27 protein-coding genes, 1 tRNA gene and 1 riboswitch are annotated in these 21,774 nt (G+C 72.2%); of the genes, 24 read left to right on the forward strand and 4 right to left on the reverse strand.

Annotated elements, in window-relative coordinates:
- Positions 1–78: 78 nt before the first annotated feature.
- Complete coding sequence (locus tag ACFW1A_RS15925) at positions 79–831, reverse strand: glycosyltransferase family 2 protein (protein ID WP_380409344.1); 753 nt, start codon at positions 829–831, stop codon at positions 79–81.
- Between the two features lie 2 nt (positions 832–833).
- On the reverse strand, positions 834–1,622 hold the full coding sequence (locus ACFW1A_RS15930; RefSeq protein ID WP_380409346.1) for a GntR family transcriptional regulator: 789 nt from the start codon (positions 1,620–1,622) through the stop codon (positions 834–836).
- Between the two features lie 219 nt (positions 1,623–1,841).
- Here ACFW1A_RS15930 and ACFW1A_RS15935 point away from each other — a divergent pair, with 219 nt between their 5' ends.
- The 23 genes from ACFW1A_RS15935 to ACFW1A_RS16045 all read left to right on the forward strand — a co-directional run bounded on the left by ACFW1A_RS15935 (position 1,842) and on the right by ACFW1A_RS16045 (position 18,009).
- Positions 1,842–2,378, forward strand: coding sequence for a hypothetical protein (locus tag ACFW1A_RS15935; protein ID WP_380409348.1), 537 nt, complete (start codon positions 1,842–1,844; stop codon positions 2,376–2,378).
- A 107-nt stretch (positions 2,379–2,485) separates the two neighbouring features.
- Positions 2,486–2,728 carry a hypothetical protein gene (locus ACFW1A_RS15940; protein WP_380409350.1) on the forward strand — a complete coding sequence of 81 codons (243 nt, stop codon included), beginning with the start codon at positions 2,486–2,488 and terminating at the stop codon, positions 2,726–2,728.
- Positions 2,728–3,111, forward strand: a complete 384-nt coding sequence (locus ACFW1A_RS15945) for a WhiB family transcriptional regulator (RefSeq protein WP_380409352.1) — start codon at positions 2,728–2,730, stop codon at positions 3,109–3,111. The genes ACFW1A_RS15940 and ACFW1A_RS15945 overlap by 1 nt, the downstream gene beginning before the upstream one ends.
- Positions 3,111–3,377 carry a hypothetical protein gene (locus tag ACFW1A_RS15950; protein WP_380409354.1) on the forward strand — a complete coding sequence of 89 codons (267 nt, stop codon included), beginning with the start codon at positions 3,111–3,113 and terminating at the stop codon, positions 3,375–3,377. Before ACFW1A_RS15945 ends, ACFW1A_RS15950 begins: the two co-directional genes overlap by 1 nt.
- A complete protein-coding gene (locus ACFW1A_RS15955; RefSeq protein ID WP_380409356.1) occupies positions 3,374–4,534 on the forward strand; it encodes a hypothetical protein in 1,161 nt (386 codons plus the stop codon). Before ACFW1A_RS15950 ends, ACFW1A_RS15955 begins: the two co-directional genes overlap by 4 nt.
- Positions 4,535–4,549: 15 nt before the next feature.
- Positions 4,550–4,795: a hypothetical protein gene (locus ACFW1A_RS15960; RefSeq protein WP_380409358.1), complete on the forward strand. Its 246-nt coding sequence runs from the start codon at positions 4,550–4,552 to the stop codon at positions 4,793–4,795.
- Between the two features lie 109 nt (positions 4,796–4,904).
- Complete coding sequence (locus ACFW1A_RS15965) at positions 4,905–7,286, forward strand: FtsK/SpoIIIE domain-containing protein (RefSeq protein WP_380409360.1); 2,382 nt, start codon at positions 4,905–4,907, stop codon at positions 7,284–7,286.
- Between the two features lie 257 nt (positions 7,287–7,543).
- Positions 7,544–7,735 (forward strand): hypothetical protein, encoded by a 192-nt coding sequence (locus tag ACFW1A_RS15970; RefSeq protein WP_380409362.1) that lies wholly within the window; start codon positions 7,544–7,546, stop codon positions 7,733–7,735.
- A gap of 17 nt (positions 7,736–7,752) precedes the next feature.
- Positions 7,753–8,292: a hypothetical protein gene (locus ACFW1A_RS15975; protein ID WP_380409364.1), complete on the forward strand. Its 540-nt coding sequence runs from the start codon at positions 7,753–7,755 to the stop codon at positions 8,290–8,292.
- A 24-nt stretch (positions 8,293–8,316) separates the two neighbouring features.
- Positions 8,317–8,823: a hypothetical protein gene (locus ACFW1A_RS15980; protein WP_380409366.1), complete on the forward strand. Its 507-nt coding sequence runs from the start codon at positions 8,317–8,319 to the stop codon at positions 8,821–8,823.
- Positions 8,824–8,845: 22 nt separating this feature from the next.
- Entirely contained in the window at positions 8,846–9,034 is a 189-nt protein-coding gene (locus tag ACFW1A_RS15985) for a hypothetical protein (RefSeq protein ID WP_380409368.1), read from the forward strand.
- Between the two features lie 28 nt (positions 9,035–9,062).
- The gene (locus ACFW1A_RS15990) at positions 9,063–9,425 is read left to right on the forward strand and encodes a hypothetical protein (protein ID WP_380409370.1); all 363 of its coding nucleotides are present in this window, start codon (positions 9,063–9,065) and stop codon (positions 9,423–9,425) included.
- A 122-nt stretch (positions 9,426–9,547) separates the two neighbouring features.
- Positions 9,548–10,045, forward strand: coding sequence for a single-stranded DNA-binding protein (locus tag ACFW1A_RS15995; RefSeq protein WP_380409372.1), 498 nt, complete (start codon positions 9,548–9,550; stop codon positions 10,043–10,045).
- Between the two features lie 117 nt (positions 10,046–10,162).
- The gene (locus tag ACFW1A_RS16000; protein ID WP_380409374.1) at positions 10,163–10,756 is read left to right on the forward strand and encodes a hypothetical protein; all 594 of its coding nucleotides are present in this window, start codon (positions 10,163–10,165) and stop codon (positions 10,754–10,756) included.
- A complete protein-coding gene (locus ACFW1A_RS16005; protein WP_380409376.1) occupies positions 10,753–12,303 on the forward strand; it encodes a DNA cytosine methyltransferase in 1,551 nt (516 codons plus the stop codon). Before ACFW1A_RS16000 ends, ACFW1A_RS16005 begins: the two co-directional genes overlap by 4 nt.
- Positions 12,300–12,824 carry a hypothetical protein gene (locus tag ACFW1A_RS16010; protein WP_380409378.1) on the forward strand — a complete coding sequence of 175 codons (525 nt, stop codon included), beginning with the start codon at positions 12,300–12,302 and terminating at the stop codon, positions 12,822–12,824. Before ACFW1A_RS16005 ends, ACFW1A_RS16010 begins: the two co-directional genes overlap by 4 nt.
- Positions 12,821–13,192 (forward strand): hypothetical protein, encoded by a 372-nt coding sequence (locus ACFW1A_RS16015; protein ID WP_380409380.1) that lies wholly within the window; start codon positions 12,821–12,823, stop codon positions 13,190–13,192. The genes ACFW1A_RS16010 and ACFW1A_RS16015 overlap by 4 nt, the downstream gene beginning before the upstream one ends.
- A gap of 17 nt (positions 13,193–13,209) precedes the next feature.
- Positions 13,210–13,926 carry a hypothetical protein gene (locus tag ACFW1A_RS16020; protein ID WP_380409382.1) on the forward strand — a complete coding sequence of 239 codons (717 nt, stop codon included), beginning with the start codon at positions 13,210–13,212 and terminating at the stop codon, positions 13,924–13,926.
- A gap of 9 nt (positions 13,927–13,935) precedes the next feature.
- Positions 13,936–14,205 carry a hypothetical protein gene (locus tag ACFW1A_RS16025; RefSeq protein WP_380409384.1) on the forward strand — a complete coding sequence of 90 codons (270 nt, stop codon included), beginning with the start codon at positions 13,936–13,938 and terminating at the stop codon, positions 14,203–14,205.
- A 59-nt stretch (positions 14,206–14,264) separates the two neighbouring features.
- Positions 14,265–15,146, forward strand: a complete 882-nt coding sequence (locus ACFW1A_RS16030) for a bifunctional DNA primase/polymerase (protein ID WP_380409386.1) — start codon at positions 14,265–14,267, stop codon at positions 15,144–15,146.
- Positions 15,143–16,240, forward strand: a complete 1,098-nt coding sequence (locus ACFW1A_RS16035) for an AAA family ATPase (protein WP_380409388.1) — start codon at positions 15,143–15,145, stop codon at positions 16,238–16,240. Before ACFW1A_RS16030 ends, ACFW1A_RS16035 begins: the two co-directional genes overlap by 4 nt.
- A 137-nt stretch (positions 16,241–16,377) precedes the next feature.
- Positions 16,378–16,569, forward strand: coding sequence for a helix-turn-helix transcriptional regulator (locus ACFW1A_RS16040; RefSeq protein ID WP_380409391.1), 192 nt, complete (start codon positions 16,378–16,380; stop codon positions 16,567–16,569).
- 60 nt (positions 16,570–16,629) lie between these two features.
- Positions 16,630–18,009, forward strand: a complete 1,380-nt coding sequence (locus ACFW1A_RS16045; protein WP_380409394.1) for a site-specific integrase — start codon at positions 16,630–16,632, stop codon at positions 18,007–18,009.
- Between the two features lie 139 nt (positions 18,010–18,148).
- Here the strand turns inward: ACFW1A_RS16045 and ACFW1A_RS16050 are convergent.
- Together ACFW1A_RS16050 and ACFW1A_RS16055 are read right to left on the reverse strand one after the other, a co-directional pair.
- A tRNA-Ser gene (locus ACFW1A_RS16050) sits at positions 18,149–18,236 on the reverse strand.
- 50 nt (positions 18,237–18,286) lie between these two features.
- Positions 18,287–19,969, reverse strand: a complete 1,683-nt coding sequence (locus tag ACFW1A_RS16055; protein WP_380409397.1) for a S1C family serine protease — start codon at positions 19,967–19,969, stop codon at positions 18,287–18,289.
- A 239-nt stretch (positions 19,970–20,208) separates the two neighbouring features.
- Positions 20,209–20,357, forward strand: a riboswitch (TPP riboswitch).
- Between ACFW1A_RS16055 and ACFW1A_RS16060 the strand changes: the two genes are divergently transcribed.
- Positions 20,349–21,725, forward strand: a complete 1,377-nt coding sequence (locus ACFW1A_RS16060; RefSeq protein WP_380409400.1) for a purine-cytosine permease family protein — start codon at positions 20,349–20,351, stop codon at positions 21,723–21,725. It overlaps the preceding riboswitch by 9 nt.
- Positions 21,726–21,774: the final 49 nt, after the last annotated feature.

Below are 21,774 nucleotides of genomic sequence, written 5' to 3' on the forward strand. Positions count from 1 at the left end.
GGTTGTTATATGTGTATATTTGACTGCGGGGGTACAATCTTGAGTGCTGTGACCCCGGGCCATTCTGCGTTCAGGCGCTCAGCGGTCAATGCGCCAGTCTTCGAGGGCAGCCAGTGCCCGCGCCCGCTGCTCAACAACTGCCATCCGCGCCGACCGCTCGCCTTCGTGGACATGCGCTGCCTGACTCGTGACCTGCCCCGGCCATTTCCGGTACAAAAGCCCCGTCTTCGCCGTGAACCAACCGCGGCTGACCGCGTCGAGTGCCATCAACAGGCCGGTGTCCTCCGAGGCCGGAAGAGCCATCCAGCCACCGAGGGCAAGTAGCAGATCGCGCCGAACGCACAGAGTTGCCGGGTGCACCTGGGCACGGAAGTCATGCGCCTTCCAGTGAGCCAGCACCGCACCGCGCTCGATCGGCCCCTCGGGCGGGTCCTGGTCGAACCCTACGGTCGAGCCATCCGGAAGAAGGTCGAGCACTCGGGAGGTCGCCCAGCAGATTCCCGGCTTCGCGAGCGCTGCCAGGTCACGAGCCAATGTGCCAGGCGGCAACATGTCATCGGAATCCAGAACCTTGACGAACTGGCCTTCCGCGCGCGAGAGCGCAAGCGTGCGAGCGACTCCCGCCCGGCCGTGCCGCCCCTGGCCGAAGGTGATCCGGGAGTCGGCCGGCACGTACGGAGCAACAGCCCCAGTCTCACCATCTTCTTGGATGACCCACTGCCACTCCCATCCGTCAGGAAGCTGCTGCTCACACAGCGACTTGTACGCGGCCGGGAGATGCTCGGCCGACGGGCCGTGCACTGCTGTGATGACAGAGATGACGTGGACCATGCTCACCACCTGCTCAAGGGAGTCGTGAACACCAGCTCGGTCCGGTCGCCAGGAAGAACCACATCGGAGACCTCGACAACCCGCCCATCGGTGCTGTGGGAGATCTTGCGGAGAGCGATGACCGAGACTCCGGCTTTGAGGCCGAGTTCGTCGGCTTCCTCAATCGTCGGCGGACGGGCCGTGATGCGCTCTTCGACGCGATCGAGTTCGATCCCGATGGTGAAGAGCTGATTCTGGGTCCCGCCCGGCCACGGTTCCCGAGAGGGGTCGAGAAGTTCCGGGCTGGCCTCGGCCATGTCGTACAGGAGGTACGAGCGCGCGACGTTGAACGGCTCGCGTTCCTCGCGGTAGCGCGTGCGGTAGGTCCGCTCAAGCAACCCAGTGCCCGCCGGAACAGCGAAGAGCCCGGCGAGACTCTCCGGGGCCTCGATCCTTCGGAACTCCGCCTTGAACACCAGGTCCAAGACCGTCAGGCCAGTGTCGTGCTCCGTCGCCCCAGTCTGCCGACGCGTCTCCTCCGGCTGGCGGGCCCGATCCTTCTCCCACTGATGGCGTTCGTTCGTCCTGACGACCAGCTTGCGCGGCTTCCGAACGAAGTTGCCTCGGCCGTGCATCTTGTCGACCACACCCTCGGCAACGAGCACAGCGAGCGCCTGACGGAGAGTCGGAAGGCTCGTTTGGTATTGCCCTGTCAGATCCGGCGTCTCGGCCGGCAGCCTGTCGCCTGGCCCCCACTCACCAGCACGGATGCGCGCGCGAAGGTCATCCGCAATCTTCTCGTACTTGGCCATTTCGGACCTCTGGCTCGGATTCGCCACCGACTCCCGGCGACATCGACAGCTTAAGTCCTCAAGAGGTGTTGACGTCACGGCACACGGCACTGCATAGTCTTCCCAAGTCCTAAAGAGGACTTCAGGACAGGAGGTCTTGAGCTCCTGTCAGCCTTCTTTGGGCTGCTTGGACCTGCACGAACAGGCGCGCCGCGGTTGCGGCGCACTACCGGCCAGGAGATGACTGCGATGCTCACCGCCACCCGCATGCCGACCGCCCCGACCGTCGGTGCCAGCGACTTCGCCAAGCACGTGGCCCGGCTGACGGGTACGCGGCCCGAGCTGTGGCTGGACCCGGCCGAGCTGGGCGAGGGGGAGCGTGCGGCGGCGGTGGAGCTGGCGGCCGAGGTGCTGCTAGCCACGAACCCGGCGGCGCCGGCGGCGGACGAGATCGACCGGTTCGAGGAGGTCACCGACCCGGCCGAGAGGGCCGAGGCGGTCGCCCAGGGCGTGCTCGCCGAGGCGATGGCCGCCGAGATGGTCGCGGACCTGGCCCGCGAGGCGGTCGAGGCCCGAGCCGAGCGCTCCGCTCGCGAGGCCACCGAACTGGACTATCTGCGCGAGGAGTTCGGGGCCGTTGCTCCGGGCTGGTCGCGGGTGGAGTGCGAGGCGGTCACGAAGTGGAGCCCGTTCCGGGGCGGTCCGCGCCACGTCGTGCGGTGCGCCGACGGCTCCCGCCGCTTCGGCAACGGCGACCGCGCCACCACGCAGCGCTGATCTACAGCGCTACCCGACACCCCGTGCCCGAGGTGCGGGGACGGCTTCCAGTCCTTGGCCGGAGAGAAGCCGCCCCCGCCGGGCCCCACCTGTGAGGAGAAGGACCCGTGCGACTGATTGTTGCAGGCCACGAGGCCACTACGGCCTCGGAGTTCGCCGAGCTGGCCATCGGCATCGACACCGAGCTGTTCACCGGCACCGCCGGGGAGTCGGCCATCTCGCGCCGGGCCCGCCTGGCGGTGGCCCACGCCAAGCTCGCCGACCTGACGCCCACCCAGGCCGTCCACGCCCGCCGCCTGCTGCGCACCGCGGCCCGGCGCCGGCTCCAGAGCTGGAAGGCGGCCGCGTGATGACCCTTCGACACCGCTGGATGGACGGCCGCAAGTCGGACCCGATGGTCGGCACCCACACCCCGGGCGTGACCGCCCGTCCGACCGGATCGTGGATGCCCGACTTCACCCCGGCCCCGGACACCCTGCTGCCCGGCGCGGCCTGCAAGGGCGTCGACCCCGACATGTTCTTCCCCGAGCCGGGCGACGAGTTCTCCGGGCGCCGCGCCAAGGCCATCTGCGCCACCTGCCCGGTGCGCGAGATGTGCCTGGCCCGCGCGATGGACAACCGCGAGGAGTTCGGCATCTTCGGCGGCCTCGACGAGACCGAGCGGACCCGCCTGCGCCGCCGCGAGCAGCGCGCCCGCTCCAAGGCCGCCGCGGCCGCGAAGGAGGCGGCGTGATGGCCACCGCCGTGAAGCGGCTCGGCTGGGCGCTGGCCCTGCTCGCCGTCGCCTTCCCCGCCGCCGCCCGCACCGTCCTGGCCGCCCTCGGGGCGGTCGGTACGGCGATCGAGGCCCACCCGCACGCCGCCTGCGCCGCGGCCGGCGTCCTGCTCGCCGCGAGCGCTGTGCGGGCCGTGGCCCGCCGCACCGCCCGCATCCGGCGCCGCCGCGAGCTGCGCCGCCTGGTCACCCTGTCCCGACTCGTGCCCGAGGGGGTCCGATGAGCGTCACCGAACTCCAGCCGCGCACCACCCGCAGCCGTTCCGCGACCGCGAAGCCCGCGGCGAAGGAGCAGGCCGAGGCCGAGGCCCTGCGGGCCAAGACCGAGGCGGCCAGCATCGCCAACACGGTCAAAGCGGCCGAGGCCGGCGTCAAGGTGGCCGAGCAGCAGGCCAAGGCCGACACCATCCGCCAGGCCGCCGCCGACAAGCGGGCCGAGGCGGAGCGGGTGCGGGCCGAGGCCGAGGCGGTGCGCGCCAAGGCCGAACGCTCCGCCGACCAGTGGCGCCGCTACGCCAGGACGATCGCCGTGATCTGCGTCGTGGTCTCGCTGCCGTTGCAGATGATGGCGTTCTGGTCGCCGAAGGCGCCGTTCCTGCTGGCCGCCCCGCTCGTCCTGGAGGGGCTGGCGTGGGCGCTGCTCAAGGGGGCCGAGGCCGCGATCGACGACCACCGGCCGTCCTGGCACTACCGGGCGCTGGCCGGGGCGGTCGCGGTGTTCGCCGCCACCGTCAACTTCCTGCACGGCTCGGCCGCCTTCGGCCTCGGCACCGGGCTGGGCGGGGCGTTCTGCTCGCTGGCCGGCCCGATGGTCTGGGACCTGCACGAGCACGGCCGCATCCGCAAGCGCGACGCCCGCCCCACCCGGCGTCAGAAGCGCGAGCAGGCCCGCAAGGCGGCGGCCGAGGCCGCCGAGAAGAAGCTGGCCGCAGAGCGCGCGGCGGACGAGCTGGCCGCCCGCGAGGCCAACCGGTCGGTGCAGTGGCCCCGGGCATGGGAGCGGGCGGTAGCACTCGCCGCAGCCCTCGGTGAGCTGCACCCGAGCGAGGCCACCTGGAAGCGCGCGTGGGACGACACCGCCGGCGCCGCACTGGGCGACACCGCCGAGTCCATCGCCGCCCGCGCCGCCGCCAAGGCCGCCGTGAAGGAAGCCGCCAAGGAAGCCGCAAACCAGGGCATCACGGCTGAAAAGCCGCAGGTCGAATCCCAAAAGGCCCCCACCCGCGCAACCCCCCGCACGGGCGCCGTGGACGGGCGCCGCGCCAACGGCGGCATGCCCCCGGTACGCCGCACCGGCGACACCCCGAAGTACTCCCCGGTGGCCCGCCGCGCCATGTCGCTGGCCGCCCGCACCCGCACGCCGCAAACCTCTGCCAACTGACCTCAGGAGCACACCGTGAGCAAGAAGTCCGCCAGCGACCTGCGCGCCGCGCTGAACCAGATCTTCCAGGCCATCGCCGACAACACCGAGGCCCCCGCCAACGACGGCATCGTCAACATCGGCGACATGGAGAACGTCCAGAACAGCAGTGGTGGCGGCATCGTCAACACCGGGTCCATGCGCAACGTGCAGAACAGCGTCGGGGACGGCTCCGGCAGCACCCAGATCCAGATCGTCGGCAGCAAGCGGCGGCGCCGCTGAGCCACTTCATCAAGCCCGGGACGGCCGCTCTTGCTTGGCGGCCGACCGGCCGCCCCGGGTCCCTCACCCGCACACCCCAACCTCGTTGAGCTGCACGGAAGGACCATCAGTGAACCACGACGACACCCCGGCCGACCGCGTGCCGGACTGGGACGAGCCGACCGACGGCGAACCGGACGGCGCGTCCGTCGCCGACGTGATCCGCTTCCCCGACCGCTTCGCCAAGACCAGCCCCGAGCCCCGCGACACCGCGCCCGACCCCGAGCCCGCCCCGGCCGAGCCGGTCGGCGAGGGCTCGGTCTACCTGGCGGACACCAGGGGGACGGCCGACCTCGACCCGCCGGCCGAGGTGCCGAAGGTGCTCGCCAAGAGCCGCCGGGCGGACCTGGCCGGGGACCGGCCGCTGATCCCGGCCTGGATCCGCACCCGCGACGGCCGCCGCACCATGGCCACCGCCCACGCCACACAGCTGCGCCGGGCGGTGCGCCGGTGGATGGCCCGGCAGACCACCACGCACGGGCACGCCGCGCAGGCCTCGCGGGGGATACGGCGCTCGGGGCGGTGGGTGGCCGGGTTCGAGGGCGCCCACGTGCAGGCGGCGGCCAACCAGGCGCACATCGCAGCCCGCGAGGCCAGGGACCTGACCCGCCGGGCGCGGTTCACGATCCTGCCCGGTGACCGCAAGCTGGCGAACAAGCAGGCCGAGGCCGCGGTGGCCGTCGCGGTGGCGGCGGTGGCCGCCCACAAGAAGGCCAAGTCCAACCGGCGCCGCGTGCGTCTGCTGCGGGCGCTGGTGGCCTACGGCCTGCCGCTGGCGGTCGTCCTGACCGCCTACGTCGCCTTCCGCGGCGCCGGACTGTGGCTCGGGGTGGGTTCAGTGCTCGCCTTCGAGGCCTACCTCGGCCGGCAGCCCGACCGCGAGACCGAATGGGCCACCGACATCCGGTCCCTGTCGGACGGCGACCCGATGACCGAGTCGATGCTGGACCGGGCGTTCAAGGCCGCCAAGGTCATCGGCGAGAGCCAGCGCCTGTCGATGGTCACCCCGTGCGCGATCGACCCGGCCGTGCCGAACGCCTGGCACGCCGTCATCGACCTGCCCGACGTGACCGTGAAGAAAGCCCGCGCGGCAGCCGACGAAATCGCCGCCGCCATGGGCATCGACCGCACCAACCTCGACATCCGCCAAGTCGGCTCCAACGGGCGCCGGATGGCCATCTGGGCATGCGGGCAGGACCCGTTCCTCGCCACCCGCCGCAACCCGCTGGTCGCCGCCCGCGCCAAGTCCGTGAACACGTGGATCGACGGCTTCCCGCTCGCCTTCGACAAGCGCGGGAACATCGTCCGCCCGACCCTGTCCGACTACTCGTTCCTGTTCGCCGGCCGGGCCCGATCCGGCAAGGGAATGGGCCTGGCCAACCTGCTGGCCGCCGCGCTGCTGGACCCCCGCGTGCGGATCCGACTCTTCGACGGCAAGGGCGCCGGTGAATACGTCCGCCACGCCCCGGCGCTGGCCACCTTCGTCCGCCGAAACCCCAAGCGGCTGGTCCAGTTCCTGCGCCTGATGGTCGACGAGATGAACCGCCGCACCGAAATCCTGGTGGAAGCCGGGCTGTCGAAGGCGAGCGAGAAGCTGATCGACAAGCTCGGCGGAATCGAGCTGGTCATCATTGACGAACTCGCCACCTACACGGCCAAGAACGGACCCGCGAAGAAGTACGCGGAGGAGATCACCGAGCTCCTCGCACAGCTCGCGGCGGTCGGCCCGGCCATGGGCATCGTGCTGGCCCTGGCCACGCAGTATCCCGAGGCCGAGATCGTGACCCCGCGGCTGCGGGGGAACCTGTCCGCCCGCATGGCCATGGGTGTGGAGTCCCCGACAGCGTCCAACGTCGTCCTCGGGGACGGCATGGTCGGCCAGGGATACGACGCCTCGAAGATCCCGATCGAGAAGACCAGCCGAGGCCGCAACTGGCTGTACACCCCCGACACCGGCGTGATCGAGACCCGTTCGCTGTTCATCGACGAGGAGGCCGGGGAGATCCTGCCGCTCATCGAGCGCGGGGTGGAACTGCGCACCGAGGCCGGGTGCCTGCCCGGCCACTACGACGACCCGGTCGAGACGGCCATGGCCCGCCTGACCGGCGTCAGCGCCGCCGCCGGCGGACCCGACGGCCTCGGCAGCGTCGTCCACGTCACGGTGCTGGACCGCCTGATCCGGGCGGCCGAGACCAGCGGGCTCGGCGCGATCGGTGTCACCGACATGCTCGGCCAGCTGGCCGAGGTCGACCCCGAGCACTACGGCCGGGGCGAGCAGGAGAGCGAGAGCGCCTGGCTCTCCCGGGCCGGCAAGACCCTCAAGGCTGCCCTGCTCGGCCTCGGTGTCCAGATCGAGGCGACCCGCCTGTCCCTGCCCGACGGGTCCCGCCCCAACGGCTACGAGCTGGCCGACCTGCGCGCCGCCGCCGACCGCCTCGACAACGCCGCCTGACGCCCGTTCTGCCCGATTCGCACCCCTGACAGACCCCTGACGGCACTCACAAAGCCGCAGGTCACAGACCCGCCAGGCATGTCAGGACCCCTGACGACCCCTGACGGAAAACCCGCCCGCCGGCCGCCCCCGACAGGGGTCCGTCATGGGTCGTCACCTCTGTGACCTGCGGCTTTGCCATGCCCGTCAGGGGTCTGTCAGGGGTCCCCGGAAGGCCAAACCACCCCAAACCACCCACCGGTAAGGGAGTCCCGCCCGTGGTCCTCACGATCTCCGCCGCCGTCCTGTTCGGCACCGTCCTGCTCCTGATGCTCCGCTTCGGCGCCGTGAAGCTCGGCGGCGCCGTGGTCGCCGCCCTGTTCGGCTTCTACACCGCCTCGACCGGGATCGCCCCCGCCGTGCGCTCCACCATGACCGCCCTCTTCCACGCCCTGCCCGGCCTGCACTGAGCGAGAGGAACCCGACCATGACCAGCACCCGCACCGCCGCCCTGCTCGGCCTGCCCGACCTCTCGTTCGTCGCCGACGGCGGCCAGCTCGTCCGCGAGATCGAGAAGTACCTTGCCGCCCAGCCCGCCTCTCCCCGCTTCCCGGTCCCGGTGATCTGCACGGCCGGACAGGCCCCGATCCGGTGGGACCTCGGGATGGCCCGCCCGGAGCCGACCGTCCTGGACCGGCTGCGCAAGCGGGCGCCGGCCCCGGTGCCGATCGATGCGGCCACCCATCTGCGGCTGGTCTCCCGCTACCTGACCGTCCACGGCTGGTGCCAGGGACTGCTCTGGGATCCGCACGGGCGCCGCTGCATACTCGGCGCCCAACTCGCCGTCGTGCAGGCCGGATACGGCACCGAGGCCACCGCCATGCGCGCCCGCACCTACCTGATGGAGCAGTTCCGCCGGCTCCAGCCCGGCGCCCGCTCGGTGGACGAGTGGAACGACGCCGCCGGCCGCACCGCGGCCGAGGTCCACCGCCAGCTCGACATCGCCGCCGCCCGCGCCCACCACTGAACCCGGACAAGGGAGTTGACCGGAATGAGCGTCACCCTCGACACCGTCGGCCCGCGCTCGCTGCGCCGCTTCATCGAACCGCTCCTCGCCCCCGCCGCGCTCGCGGTCGAGCGGCACATGCGCGAGCGGATGCCCGACACGCTCGTCCGCCTCGCCGTCGTGGAGGCCACCGGCGGCACCCCGCGCCTGTGGCGCCAACTGTGGCAGGGCGAGCAGATGCGAAGCACCGCCCACATCGCCACCGGCATGACCCTGCCCACCCACGACCGGCGCGTGCTGATCCTGCTGCACGCCGCCGCCATGCGCGAGGACGACCAGGTCATGCCCACCCTGGTCCACGAATTCGTCCACGCCGTGCAGATGGGCCGCCCGGCAACCGCCTTCGACGCACTGGCCCGCAACCGGCACCACCTCGGCCTCGGCAAGCAATCCCGCCGCTGGCTCTCCGACCACAACGAGTCCATCGCCCGCGACGAGGACGAGGCCTACCGCATCGAGAACCTGCTCACCCCCACCGTCGCCGCCGCCTGACCAACTCGCCAAGGAGAAAGCCGTGTTCAAGAAGAACGACACCGTCCGCATCACCCAGAACCTGTACGCCGACCCCGGCGACCGCACGTTCGTCGGCCAGACCGGCACCGTCGTCACGCCCACCGCCGACGGGGTCACCATCGCCGGACTCGACGGCCCCGACAGCACCCAGACCTACAAGTTCTTCAACGACGAGATCGAGAAGGCCTGACCGTCCCATCGACCCGGAGGAGAACCCGGTGACCACCGCCACCACCGCCGGCGAGCTGCTCGAACAGGCGCAGCACGCCCTCACTGCCGCCACGGCCGCCGCCCAAGTCCTGGCCGACCACCCCGAACTTCCGGTCCAGCGCATGCACGCCACCGGCGTCGACGCCGACGGCCGACCGGGCCCGTTCCTTGAGATCCAAGTGGACGAGGACGTGAACGCCGTGACCGCCTGGGCCGACAAGCTCAGCGCGCCCGTCGCCGTGGCCCCGTTCTTCCGGCGGGCCGAGCACATCGCCAGCGCGACGCTGCACGGCGTCGTCGTGCACGTCACCGCCTACACGGATGCCGTCCCGGACGACGACGAGGGCGAGGACGAGGACCTGTACTGCTGACCGGCCCTGCCCGACTGACCGTGCCGCCCGACCCTGCCGCAGCCAGCGGCGCGGGGTGCGGGTGGTGCGGGGGACGGACAGATCCGCTCCCGGACCACCAACCGCCTTACCTGGAGGCACCGTTGTCCGCCGGAGAGACCCCGATCACCATCGTCGGCAACCTGACCGACGACCCCGAGCTGCGCTTCACCCCCGCCGGGGTGCAGATGGCCAAGTTCACCATCGCCTCGACCCCGCGCGTCTTCGACAGGAACTCCAACCAGTGGCGCGACGGCACCGCACTGTTCCTGCGCGCCACCTGCTGGCGCGAGATCGCCGAGCACGCCGCCGACTCCCTGACCAAGGGCATGCGCGTGGTCGCCACCGGCCGTCTGGTCCAGCACAACTGGCAGAACGAGCAGGGCGAGAACCGATCCATGCTCGGCCTCGACGTGGAAGAGATCGGCCCCTCGCTGCGCTGGGCCACCGCCAAGGTCACCCGCACCCAGCGCGCCAACGGCCCCGCCACCCCGGCCGCCGACCCCTGGTCCACCGCCAGCCCCGCCCCCGCGGCGGCCCCGGCCGGCGGCTGGGGCGCCCCCGCCGCGGGGGCGGCCTTCAGCGAAGAGCCCCCGTTCTAGCCCTGCCCGCACGCCGCAACGCAGTACGGGGCCCAGAACAGCCGCCGTCCCCGCCAAGAGAGACGGCTGTCCCGGGCCCCGCTCAACCCCGAAACCCAATCCGAGATCGGACCCAGCATGCCCGAGTTCGACCAGTCCACGCTCGCCCACACCAACGACGCCGACGACCAGGAGCGCTCCGACGACGGACACTCCCGCTACGGCGCCTACCTGCGCATCAACGCCAGCCAGTTCCACGACGAGGGTTACCCGCTCACCGCGGCCCAGTTCGCGATGGCTGCCTGGCGCACCGCCACCGGCCCGGTCATGGCGCCCGGATACGTGCGCATCCGCCCCGACCTGCACCACCTCGCCCCCGAGGCGGCCGGCGAGGACTACGACCGCCTCGCCCTGCGCATCACGGTCCCGCTGCGCCACTACCGGCTCCACCCCGACCCCGGCATCCGCTTCGACGACTGGCAGCGCGACCGGTCCGGCTGGGACGACGTCCGGTTCAACCGGCTGGTCGAGCCCGACGCGGACAGGCGGCCCGCGCTGCTGGCCAGCGCCACCCTGCTCGTCCCGGTCCCGCTGTCGCTCCTGCCCGTCCCCACCCAGACGCGGCCCGGACCGCGGCTGACCGCCGAGGCCAAGCTGGCCGTGAACGCCCTGGTCGACCTCGCCAACCACCACGCCCAGCGCATCCACAGCCTGACCGGGGGCGCGCGGTGAGCCTGACCTACATCGACTTCTTCTGCGGCGCCGGGGGCAGCAGCACCGGCGCCGCCGCCGTGCCGGGCGTGGTCCCGGTCCTGGCCGCCAACCACTGGGACAAGGCCATCGCCTCGCATGCGGCGAACTTCCCCGCCGCGGACCACTTCCTGGGCGACCTGCACGACGCCGACGTGGCCCGCTTCCCCGCCGCCGACATTCACTGGGGAAGTCCTGAGTGCCCTCGTTGGAGCAACGCCCGGGGCGTGAAGCGGGACTTCGACAAGCAGCCCGACCTGTTCGGCGAGACCCTCCCGGACGCTGCCACCGACCGCTCGCGCGCGCTGATGTGGGACATCCCCCGCTACCTGGCCGCCATGGCCGGCCGGGGCCGTCCCGTGCTGGCGGGGGTGGTCGAGAACGTCATCGACGTGCGCGCCTGGACCGACTGGGCCCAGTGGGTCACCGACATCCGCAGCCTCGGGTACGACACGCGGCTGATCGCGCTCAACTCCATGCACGCCCGGCCCCGCACCGTGGCCGTCGCCCCGCAGTCCCGGGACCGCCTGTATCTCGCCTACTGGCGGAGGGAGTTGGGCCGCACCCCGGACTGGGACAAGTGGCTGCGTCCGTTGGCGTGGTGCACGGGGTGCGAGAAGCCGGTGCGGGCGGTGCAGGTGTTCAAGCGGCGCGGCGCCGACATGGGCCGCTACCGCCAGCAGTACGTCTACCGCTGCCCCCACGTCACCTGCCGCAACCAGATCGTGGAGCCGCCGGTCCTCCCGGCCGCCTCGGTCATCGACTGGTCGCTTCCGGGGCGGCGGATCGGCGACGGCCGGCCGACCAAGCAGTTCACCCCGTACGCCCCGGCCACCATCGACCGCATCCGCGCAGGGCTGGCCCGCTACGCGGTGCCGCTGCTCGCCCCGGCCGGCGGCACCTGGCGCACCGACGCGGCGCCGTTGACCGCACCGATGCCGACCCGCACCACCCGCGAGAACGACGGCATCGCCGTACCCCCGCTGCTGGTGCCGACCGAGGGCCGTGACGGCAAGGCCGCCGGGACCGCGGCCGAGCCGCTGCGCACCCAGACCGCCCGCAACGAGACCGGCCTGGCCTGGCTGCCGTTCATCACCGAACTGCGCGGCGGCGGCTCGGACGCCCGCCCCGTCACCGACGCCCTCGCCACCGTGACCGCGTCCGGCAACCACCACGGCCTGACCACCGCGCCCGCTTCGGCGGACTGGGCCTCGCTGCTGCTGCCCTACTACAGCAACGGCACCGCCCGCCCCGTCGGCGAACCGGTCGGCGCGCTCACCACCCGCGACCGCTACGCCCTGGTACGTGGCAGCGAAGTCGCGGTGGAGGACGTCCTGTTCCGGATGCTCGAACCCGGCGAGATCGGCGGCGCCATGGCCTTCCCCGGCGGCTACACCGTGCTCGGCAACAAGCGCGAACAGGTCCGCCAGTACGGCAACGCCGTCACCCCGCCGGTTGCCGAAGTGCTGGTGTCCGCCTTGGTCGAAGCCGTCACCGGATGTGACCTGCCCGAAAGGAACGCCGCATGACCACACCCCAGACCTGCCCCGGTGTCGGCGAGTACGGCCACGGGCTGACCGGCGCCGTCGTGCACTGGGGCTGCTGCCCCATCGGCCGCGGCAAGCCGACCAGCAGCCCGCTGCCGCATGACCCGTACATCACCGCCGTCGACACCGCCCTCACCGCCGCCGCCATCGGCTGCGACGACGGATGGACCTCCGAGGCGGACGAGCACGACCACGACGGCAACCCGACCCTGTCCGCCGTCTTCACCTGGCACGCCGACAACACCGCCCTGGACACCGACCTGTTCGTGCACGGCGCCGGGGTCTACTGGGCGCTCACCAGCGGCTGGGAGTACGCCGCCATGCGCCTGGACGGCTCGAACGACATCCCGTCCAGCCTGCCGCTGCCGCTGTGGGCCGAGCCGGCCGACGTGGTCCAGGCGGTGCGCTCGGCCCTGGTCGGCCTGCCGCTGCCGCCGCAGCCCGCCCGCGAGTGGCTCAACACCGACGTGGCTACCGCCGTCGAAGCGTGGGCCGCCGAGTGAGCCCCGACCGCCTCGGGCCGCTCGGGGACCGGGGCCTGTGGCAGCAGGTCACCGCCGCGGCCGCCGGGCGCTGCCAGTGCCGCGGTGCCTGCGGCAGGCCCCACATCAAGCCGGAGGAGGGCGGGCGCTGCCCGCACCGCCACGGCGGCTACCGCTCCAAGCACGGCAGCGGCGCGCCCGTGCGCCTGCTCGCCGCCCCGGCCGACCCCGCCGCGCTGCTGTGGCCCCCGCACCGGCAGGCCGCCCTGCCCGGGGCCGAGCTGGCCGCGTGGTGCCCCGACTGCCACAGCGCCGCGACCACCCGCGCCCGCAAGACCGCCGGTGCCGCCCAGCCGGCCACCGGGCCGGACGCCCTGTTCGAGATCTGAGCCCTCGGGAGGAACCCGTGTCCATCACCCTGACCGACCTGCCGCACCTGGTGCGCCAGCTCAAGCCGCACATCTGCACGGACGACACCCTGCCCGTCCTGGGCGGCCTGTACCTGGAGGCCACCGGCACCCACCTGCACGCCCTCGCCACCGACCGCTACACCTTCGCCCTGGCCCGCCGCGAGGCCGCCGAGACCACCGGACAGCCGTGGCGGGCCCTGCTGACCCTCACCGACCTCGCGGCGCTGCGGGCCGTCACCCCCGCCCGGCAGCGCACCGCCGAGTTCACCCTGACCTACATCCCCGGCGCCACCCTCGGCGGGGAGGACAGCCGGCTGACCGTCAGCACCGGCGACCGCTGGCTCACCATCCCCGCCAACACCCCGCTCGCCGACCAGTACCCGAAGTGGCGGCACGTGTTCGCGGGCGCGCTGTGGGCCGAGCCGAGCCAGGAGCAGGAGACGCACCTGAGCGCCGACTACCTCGCCCGCTGGACCCACGCCACCGGCGGCCGATACGAGCCGGTCACCACCTGGACCACCGGGCCCGGCAAGCCGGTCGTCTTCGCCGCCGGGCACGACTTCCTCGGCCTGCAGATGCCCATCCGCCAGGACTGGGACAGCTCCCGGCCCCTGCGCGAGCGCAGCGACCGCGCCGCCCTGCGCACCGCGTGGGCGGGAGTCCTCGAACACCCCGCCTCCGCCCCGGCCGCCCAGCCGCTCAAGGCCGCCTAGGAGACCGACTTGATCCGCGCGATCACGTTCCACATCGTCACCTGCGACGTGTGCGGCGACGAGGACAGCGACGACCCCATGCCGCTCTACGACACCCACGAGCGCGCCGCCGCCGACGCCCGCCACGCCGGATGGATCGTCACCGCCGACCAGCGCGTCATCTGCCCGGTCAACGACCGCGAGCACCGCGCCGCCGTCGACCGGCTCATGCCGCCCGAGCCCCGCATCGAGATCGAGGGACAGCAGAGCCTCGACCTCGGCACCGACACCAGCCGCTGAGCCACCCGCCCGGGACAGACCCCGGCCTGTCCCGGGCCCGCACCGAAAGGAGCACAAGCTTGACCGGCAACATCCTGCTCGCAGCCGCCCTCGCTGCCGCCGCCCGAGACTGGCATGTCTTCCCGCTCGTGCCCGGTGGCAAGGTCCCCGCCATCAAGGCGTGGGAGCAACGCGCCACCACCGACCCCGAGCGGATCGAGCGCTGTTGGTCGTTCCGGCCCTACAACATCGGGATCGCCTGCGGCCCCTCTGGACTGGTGGTCATCGACCAGGATGTGCCTAAGGGCCCAGGCGACACTCCGCCCGCCCGCTGGGCGCTGCCCGGCATCGCTGATGGGCACGACGTGCTTGCTGCGCTGTGCGAGGAGCACGGCCAGCCCTACCCAGACGGCACCTTCACCAATGCCTCACCGGGCGGCAGCACCCACCTGTACTTCCGCGCCTCACGCGGGGTGGGGCTGCGCAACACCCGAGGGGATCAGGGACTCGGCTGGAAGGTCGACACCCGGGCTGGTGGCGGGCAGGTGGTGGCCGCAGGAAGCACCACCCCCAAAGGCGCCTACAGGACCGTCAACGACGCCCCTGTAGCCGACCTGCCCGTCTGGCTCATCCCGCTGCTCCTACCAACCCCACTGCCCCCGCAGAAGCCCGTCACAGCCCCGCTGCGAGCCCACGACCGGCGCACCGCCTACCTCAAGTCGGCTGTAGAGCGACAACTGGCTGCCGTCACCGGCGCCAAGGACCACCACAACGATGCGCTCTACCTGTCCGCTGTCGCGCTCGGCCAGTTGGTTGCCGGAGGCGAGCTGGCCGAGGCTGAGGTGACCAGCTGGCTCCTGGGCGCCGCCGCCCAAGTCGCCCACGCCCCCGCCAAGGCCGCCCGCACCATCGCGTCGGGTCTTCGAGCCGGATCCCGGCGCCCTCGCATGGTCGCCGCATGACCCGCCCCGCCGACCCCGAACTCCCACGTCCTGCACCGCGCTTGCGCGTCGTCCATGAGGCGGGCGAGGACGCCCCGTGGCCGCCCGAGCCCGACCCCTGGGCCAACCCCTCCCCCGAGCCGCCCAGCACCCCGCCAAAGCCCGCACCGGGCCCGCCCCGGCCGCAGGCCGTGTGGAACGCCGCCGACCTGATGGCCACCGAGTTCCCCGAACCCAAGTGGGCCGTCCCCGGGTTCTTCGCCGAAGGCGTCAGCCTGCTCGCCGGCCCGCCCAAGGTCGGCAAGTCCTGGCTCTCCCTCGGCCTCGGGCTCGACGTGGCCGCCGGCCGCAAGGCCTTCGGCAGCATCGACGTCGAACCCGGCCCCGTGCTCTACCTCGCACTGGAGGACACCCCGCGCCGCCTCAAGACCCGCATGGGCAAACTCCTCGCCGGACGCGCCGCACCGCGGGACCTGACCATCGTCACCCAGTGCCCGCCCCTGCCCCAGGGCGGCGCGGACGCCATCGACCGGTGGCTCACCGCCAACCCCGGCGCACGCCTGATCGTCATCGACGTGTTCGCCAAGGTCCGCGGCAGCGCCGCCCCCGGCGTGGCCGCCTACGACGCCGACTACGCCGCCATCGGCCACATCAAGCAGGTAGCCGACCGCCACAGCGTGGCCACCATCCTGGTCCACCACGTCCGCAAAATGGGCTCCGACGACTTCCTCGCCGAAGTCTCCGGCACCAACGGCCTCGCCGGCGCCGCAGACGCCACGCTCGTCCTCAAGCGCTCACGCGGCAAGGCCGACGGCGTACTCCACATCACCGGCCGCGACGTCGACGAGAACGAACACGCCCTCACCTTCCAACCCGAAACCGGCAGCTGGCTCCTCCTCGACGGCCCCGCCAGCGACCACACCATCCACGACACCCGCGCCACGATCCTCACCCACGTCCGCGCCCACCCCGGCGCCCGCCCGAAGGCCATCGCCGACGCCACCGGCGTGGACATCGACCTGACCCGCCGAACGTGCTCCCGCATGGCCGAGGCGGGCCAGCTGAACCGTGACGCCACGGGCGCCTACACCGCCCCGGCGGCCATGGACAGCTGACCACCCGTGTCCTGCTGTCCGGCCTGTCCTGCTGTCCGGGGACAGCACCTGACCAGCACTTTCAACCCGGACAGCATCACTCCCACCTGTCCGGGTTCCTGGCCAGACTGGCCACAACTCCAGAAAGAGAGCCCACCATGCCCAAGCAGGAGCACCTGAAGCTCTCTGCCGTGCTCGAAGAGATCGACATGTCCCGGTCCGCGTTCTACCGGATGGTGGCACGCGGCAAGGCGCCGAAGCTGCGGAAGCTGCCCAACGGTCAGATCCGGGTCAGTCGCGCGGCTCTGGACGCCTGGTGGACGTCGCTGGACCGCGACGCTGCGGCCTAGCCGCCCCTATGACGCTTGCGGCCCTGGTCTGTCCGGGGCCGCACTTCTTTTGGAGAATACGTGCTCTCGTTCGATGTAGAGATCTGGGCCATCCGCAACCTGGGCAGGGGGCGGAAGCCTCATCAGCTCCGCTGGCGGGTTGGGTCGGAACGACACTCTCGTACCTTCGCCACGTTCACCATGGCCGATGGCCGGCGGGCCGAGCTTCTGGCCGCGCGGAATCGGGGCGAACCTTTCGATGTCGAGACCGGGTTGCCCGGGTCGGAGTTCCGGGAGCGCGCCGCCAAGGAGGCGCAGGTGACATGGTTCGACCACGCCAAGAAGTTCGCCGAAGTCGAGTGGCCGGCGTCGACCGCCAAGGAGCGCGCTGCCCGGGCCGACGGGCTGGCCACGCTGACGCCAGCGCTGGTCACCGACCACCGCGGCGCACCCCCGGCGCGCGTGCTTCGCCGCGCGCTGTCCACCGTGGCGTTCAACTTCTCCCCGCACCGTCCGGAGCCACCGGCCGAGCTGGCGGCGGCGCTGGCGTGGCTCGCTCGGAAGTCGGTCCTGGTGACCCAGCTCGACGACTCGGACACAGTCCGCCGTGCGCTGGCCGCCATCACGCTGAAGCTGGACGGCACTCGCGCGGCGGACAACACGATCAACCGCAAGTACGCCACGTTCAGCGGTGCCCTGCGGTACGCGATTGAGCGAAAGCTGCTGGTGACGCACCCTCTGAAGGCCGTGCGCTGGTCGCCGCCGGAGGTCGATACCGAGATCGACTTCCGGTGGGTCCCGGCACCGCGGCAAGCTCGGGACCTGGTCCTCGCCACGCAGCAGCTCGGCCCACGCGGCAAACACCTGACCGCGTTCTACGGCGCGATCAGCTGGGCTGCCACCCGGCCGGCCGAGGCGACGAACCTGCGGGACACGGACTTCGAGCTGCCGGAGACTGGCTGGGGGCTGATCCTGGCGCCCGGCAGTGCATCCCGGGTCGGGTCTCGCTGGACGGACGACGGGCAGGGGCAGGAGGAGCGGGGCCTGAAGCACCGTCCGAAGAACTCGGTGCGCCGGATCCCGATCCCGCCGGTCTACGTTCAGATGGTGCGTCAGCACATCGCCACGTACGGGTTGGGTCCCGACCGCCGGGTGTTCCAGTCGGCCACGGGCGGGCTGCTGACCACCAAGGAGACCTCTGACGTGTGGAAGGCGGCCCGGCGGCTGGTGCTCACGCCGGAGGAGCAGGCGACCGAGCTGGCCGACGTGGAGTACGCGCTGCGAGCCGCCTGTATCTCGGGATGGCTGGTGGCCGGCATGGCCCCGGTGGAAGCCGCCTACCGGGCCGGACACTCCGTCGCGGTGCTGTACAAGTTCTACGCCAAGGTGCTGGCGGGGCTGGAGGACCACTCCAACGGCCTCGTGGAGCGGTTCCTGGGCCAGCAGTATGGCGAGGCGTAGGGCACTCAAAACGTTCCACGGATGTTCCGCACGTACTGGTCAGCACCGGGAAACGGTGGGACACCCCGGGACAGGAATCGAAAAGGGCGGGTATCGGCACTTGGCCGATACCCGCCCTGATCAGGTCTTTCTCCACCAGCGGAGAGCGTGGGATTCGAACCCACGGTACGGGGTCACCGCACGACAGTTTTCAAGACTGTTCCCTTAGGCCGCTCGGGCAGCTCTCCAGGCGGAGGTCAGCCTAACGGGTCCGCGGGGGGTCGGTGCACCCGGTTTGTCAGTTGGTGTCGCCCGTGCGGCTGCCCAGGGTGACCGTGGTCTTCATGGTCTGGCCGTTGCGGGTGTACTCCACGTCGACCTGGTCGCCCGGGGCGTGGGTCCAGATGGTGGAGACCAGGGCCGGGCCGTTGTCGATGTTGACGCCGCCGAGCTTGGTGATCACGTCGCCGGGCTTCAGGCCGGCCTTGTCGGCCGGGCCGCCGGGGGTGACCGCCGGGGTGCCCTGGACCGAGGAGGTGTTCACCTGGGCGCCGTCGCCGTTGTACTGGTCGTTGCGCAGGATGCCGAGGGTCGCGTAGACCGGGGTGCCGGTCTGGATCAGCATCTTGGCCACCCGCTGGGCCTGGTTGATCGGGATGGCGAAGCCCAGGCCGATGCTGCCGGCCTGGCCGGAGCCGCTGGAGTTGGACTGGATCGCCGAGTTGATGCCGATCACCTGGCCGCTGGCGTTGAGCAGCGGGCCGCCGGAGTTGCCGGGGTTGATCGAGGCGTCGGTCTGCAGCGCGTTCATGTACGAGACCTGCGCGCCGGACTCGTCGCCGGAGGCCACCGGGCGGTTCTTGGCGCTGACGATGCCGGAGGTGACGGTGCCCTCCAGGTCGTAGGGGGCGCCGATGGCGATGGTGGTGTCGCCCACCGCGACCTGGTCGGAGTCGCCCAGCGGCAGCGGGACCAGCTTGCCGGCCGGCGGGTTGTCCAGCTTGATCACGGCCACGTCGTAGCCCTTGGCCTGGCCGACCACCGAGGCGGTGTAGCTGGAGCCGTCGGAGAACTTGACGGACAGTTTGCCGCCGCCCTGGGCCGGGGCGACCACGTGGTTGTTGGTCAGGATGTGGCCCTCGGTGTCGAAGACGAAACCGGTGCCGGTGCCCGACTCGGAGGAGCCCTGGGCCTTGATGGTGACCGTGCTGGGCAGCGCCTTCGCCGCGATGCCGGCCACCGAGTCGGGGGCCCGGTTGACCGCCTTGTTGTCGTTGGTGCTGGTCACCGTGGTGCTGGAGTGGCTGGCGCCGGAGGTGCCCGACGAGTTGCCCTTGAGCGCGGCGCCGGAGAGGCCGCCGGCCAGGCCGGCGATCAGCGCGACGGCCGCGACCAGCGCGACCAGGCCGCCCTTGCCCTTCTTGACCGGAACCGGCTGGCCGTAACCGGGCTCGCCCGGGTAACCGGCGGGGCCGCCGGGGTAGCCGGGAGCGCCCGGGTAGCCCGGGCCGCCGGGCGCCGACGGCCAGGCGCCGACCGGGTGCCCGGCGCCGAACGGGTGGTGCGGCTCGCCCGGCACGGCACCGGCGGCCGGGACGCCCGCGGTGATCGGCGGGGCGGCCGGCGGCGCCGTCGGGGCGGCGTACGGGTTGGCCGGCGGCTCGGCGGCCACCGGCGCGGTGGGCGCCACCGGCGGCGGCGCGTCGAGGTAGGAGGGCGCGGCCGGGGCCGCGGGCTCGGCCGCCGGCAGCACCGGCGGCGGCGCGTCGAGGTACTCCTGCGCCGCGGCCGGCTCCGGCGCGCTCACCCGGCCGAAGGCGACGGTCGGCGCCGCCCCCGGCTGCTCGGCCGGCGCGGCCGCCTCGGACTCGCGCGAGGGCGTCTCGCCACCGACCGCCGCAGTGCCCCCCGGCTCGCCCTGACCGCTGGAGAGCTGCTCCCCCTGCGGCCCGGTGGAACCACTCTCGTGCTCGGTGCTCACGGACGACCTCCATTGCTGACCAGGACCTTGGCCCCTAGTTTTTCCCATGTCCGATCTGGTTGCCGTAAGTGGCCTCCTGAAGAACTCGTAAGAATCCTTAGGCGGACCGTACGGCCCCCGCTTCGCCCCCCACCGCGGTCCACTCGTTCGGATCCGACCGAACGGCGTCCCGGGATACGGACGGCGCCCCGCCCCGCCTTGGCGTCGTCCCGGCTCCGGGCTACCCTGTCGCTGCCATTGAACTGACACGCGGGAGCTTGGACCCACCAGGCTGAGAGTGCGCTGGTCGACCGTACGCCATGGCGGGGACGCCGGTACGGGCGAGGGAGCGCTGACCGCCGGAACCTGTCCGGGTAATGCCGGCGTAGGGAGTACCGCCATGACGGCTGCTTCACCTTCCCCTGCCCCCACCGCCACCGCCGCGCCGCCGCACCCCGCGGCCACGGCGCGGGCCGAGGCCCCGCTGGTGCTGGACACCGCCCCGCCGCGCACCCTCGGCTTCAGGGACCAGTACGCGCTCTGGACCAACCTGGGCATCTCGCTGATCGGCTTCACCGGCGCGGCCACCGTGCTCGGCGCGCCCGGCAGCGAACTCTCCTTCGCCGCCTCGACGGTGGCGATCGTGCTCGGCACCGTGATCGGCACCGCGATGCTCTCGGTGGCCGCGCTGATCGGCGCCCGCACCGGCGCCCCGGCGATGGCGGTGCTGCGCGGGCTGTTCGGCACCCGGCTCTCCTACCTGCCCACCCTGCTGAACATCCTGCAGTGCCTGGGCTGGGGCGTCTTCGAGCTGATGGTGATCTCCTCCGGCGCGCAGACGGTGGCCGGCACCCAGGGCTGGCGCTGGCTCTTCGTGCTGCTGGCCGGCGCGCTGACCACCGCCCTGACCATCTGGCCGCTGGGCTCGATCGCGGCGCTGCGCAAGTACGTGACGATCGCGGTGGGCGTGGCGATGGTCTACTTCACCGTGCAGCTGGGCCGGCACGGCTTCCCCGACCCGGGTGCGGGCAACTGGACCGGCTTCCTGCCGGCCACCGACGCGGTGGTCGCGGTCTCCGTCTCCTTCGTCCCGCTGGCCGCCGACTACACCCGGCACGCGCGCTCGGCGAAGGCCTCGTTCTGGGCCAGCTTCTCCGGCTACACGCTGGCCCAGGTCTGGTGCTACCTGCTCGGCCTGATCGCGCTGCTGCAGTGCGGCGGCGACCCGGACAAGGTGCTCGGCTCGTTCGCCGGGGTGGCCGCCGGCTGGGCCTTCCTGCTGGTGCTGGTGCTGCGCGAGGCCGACCAGTCCTTCGCGAACGTGTACTCCACCGCGATGTCGGTGCACAACCTGCTGCCGCGGGTGGACCGCCGGCTGCTCAGCGGCGGGATCGGCGCGCTGGTCACCGCCGGGGCGCTGGCCATCACCAAGTTCACCGACGCCTACTACGCCTTCCTGGGCCTGATCGGCTCGGTCTTCGTGCCGCTGCTCGCGGTGCTGGTGGTGGACTACTTCCTGGGCCGCGGCCGGCAGGGCTGGGACATGACCGGGGACGCCCCGTCCCGCCCGCTGCTGCTGGCGCCCTGGCTGCTCGGCTTCGCGGTCTACCAGTTCCTGGAGCCGACCCCGAACGCCGGCTGGTGGACCCGCGGCTGGACCCACCTGCAGGGCTGGCTGCACTACACCCCGCAGCCCTGGGCCTGGGCCTCGCTGCTCGCCTTCCTGGTGGCCGGGCTGGCCACCCTCGGCCTGACCAAGCTGCCCGCAGGCCGCTGACCAGGACACTCGGCGTTCGGGGGTGCGTCGCACCGGCGTCACTTCCGGG

It is taken from the genome of Kitasatospora sp. NPDC058965, from assembly GCF_042741245.1.
Classification (GTDB): Bacteria; Actinomycetota; Actinomycetes; order Streptomycetales; family Streptomycetaceae; genus Kitasatospora.

Bases quoted from the DNA above. Each gene is read 5' to 3' on its own strand.
- ACFW1A_RS15955 (WP_380409356.1), top strand. From the start codon at position 3,374: ATGAGCGTCACCGAACTCCAGCCGCGCACCACCCGCAGCCGTTCCGCG.
- ACFW1A_RS16035 (WP_380409388.1), top strand. From the start codon at position 15,143: ATGACCCGCCCCGCCGACCCCGAACTCCCACGTCCTGCACCGCGCTTG.
- ACFW1A_RS15930 (WP_380409346.1), bottom strand. From the start codon at position 1,622: ATGGCCAAGTACGAGAAGATTGCGGATGACCTTCGCGCGCGCATCCGT.
- ACFW1A_RS15945 (WP_380409352.1), top strand. From the start codon at position 2,728: ATGACCCTTCGACACCGCTGGATGGACGGCCGCAAGTCGGACCCGATG.
- ACFW1A_RS16040 (WP_380409391.1), top strand. From the start codon at position 16,378: ATGCCCAAGCAGGAGCACCTGAAGCTCTCTGCCGTGCTCGAAGAGATC.
- ACFW1A_RS15950 (WP_380409354.1), top strand. From the start codon at position 3,111: ATGGCCACCGCCGTGAAGCGGCTCGGCTGGGCGCTGGCCCTGCTCGCC.
- ACFW1A_RS16060 (WP_380409400.1), top strand. From the start codon at position 20,349: ATGACGGCTGCTTCACCTTCCCCTGCCCCCACCGCCACCGCCGCGCCG.
- ACFW1A_RS16000 (WP_380409374.1), top strand. From the start codon at position 10,163: ATGCCCGAGTTCGACCAGTCCACGCTCGCCCACACCAACGACGCCGAC.
- ACFW1A_RS16010 (WP_380409378.1), top strand. From the start codon at position 12,300: ATGACCACACCCCAGACCTGCCCCGGTGTCGGCGAGTACGGCCACGGG.
- ACFW1A_RS15925 (WP_380409344.1), bottom strand. From the start codon at position 831: ATGGTCCACGTCATCTCTGTCATCACAGCAGTGCACGGCCCGTCGGCC.
- ACFW1A_RS15980 (WP_380409366.1), top strand. From the start codon at position 8,317: ATGAGCGTCACCCTCGACACCGTCGGCCCGCGCTCGCTGCGCCGCTTC.
- ACFW1A_RS15935 (WP_380409348.1), top strand. From the start codon at position 1,842: ATGACTGCGATGCTCACCGCCACCCGCATGCCGACCGCCCCGACCGTC.
- ACFW1A_RS15975 (WP_380409364.1), top strand. From the start codon at position 7,753: ATGACCAGCACCCGCACCGCCGCCCTGCTCGGCCTGCCCGACCTCTCG.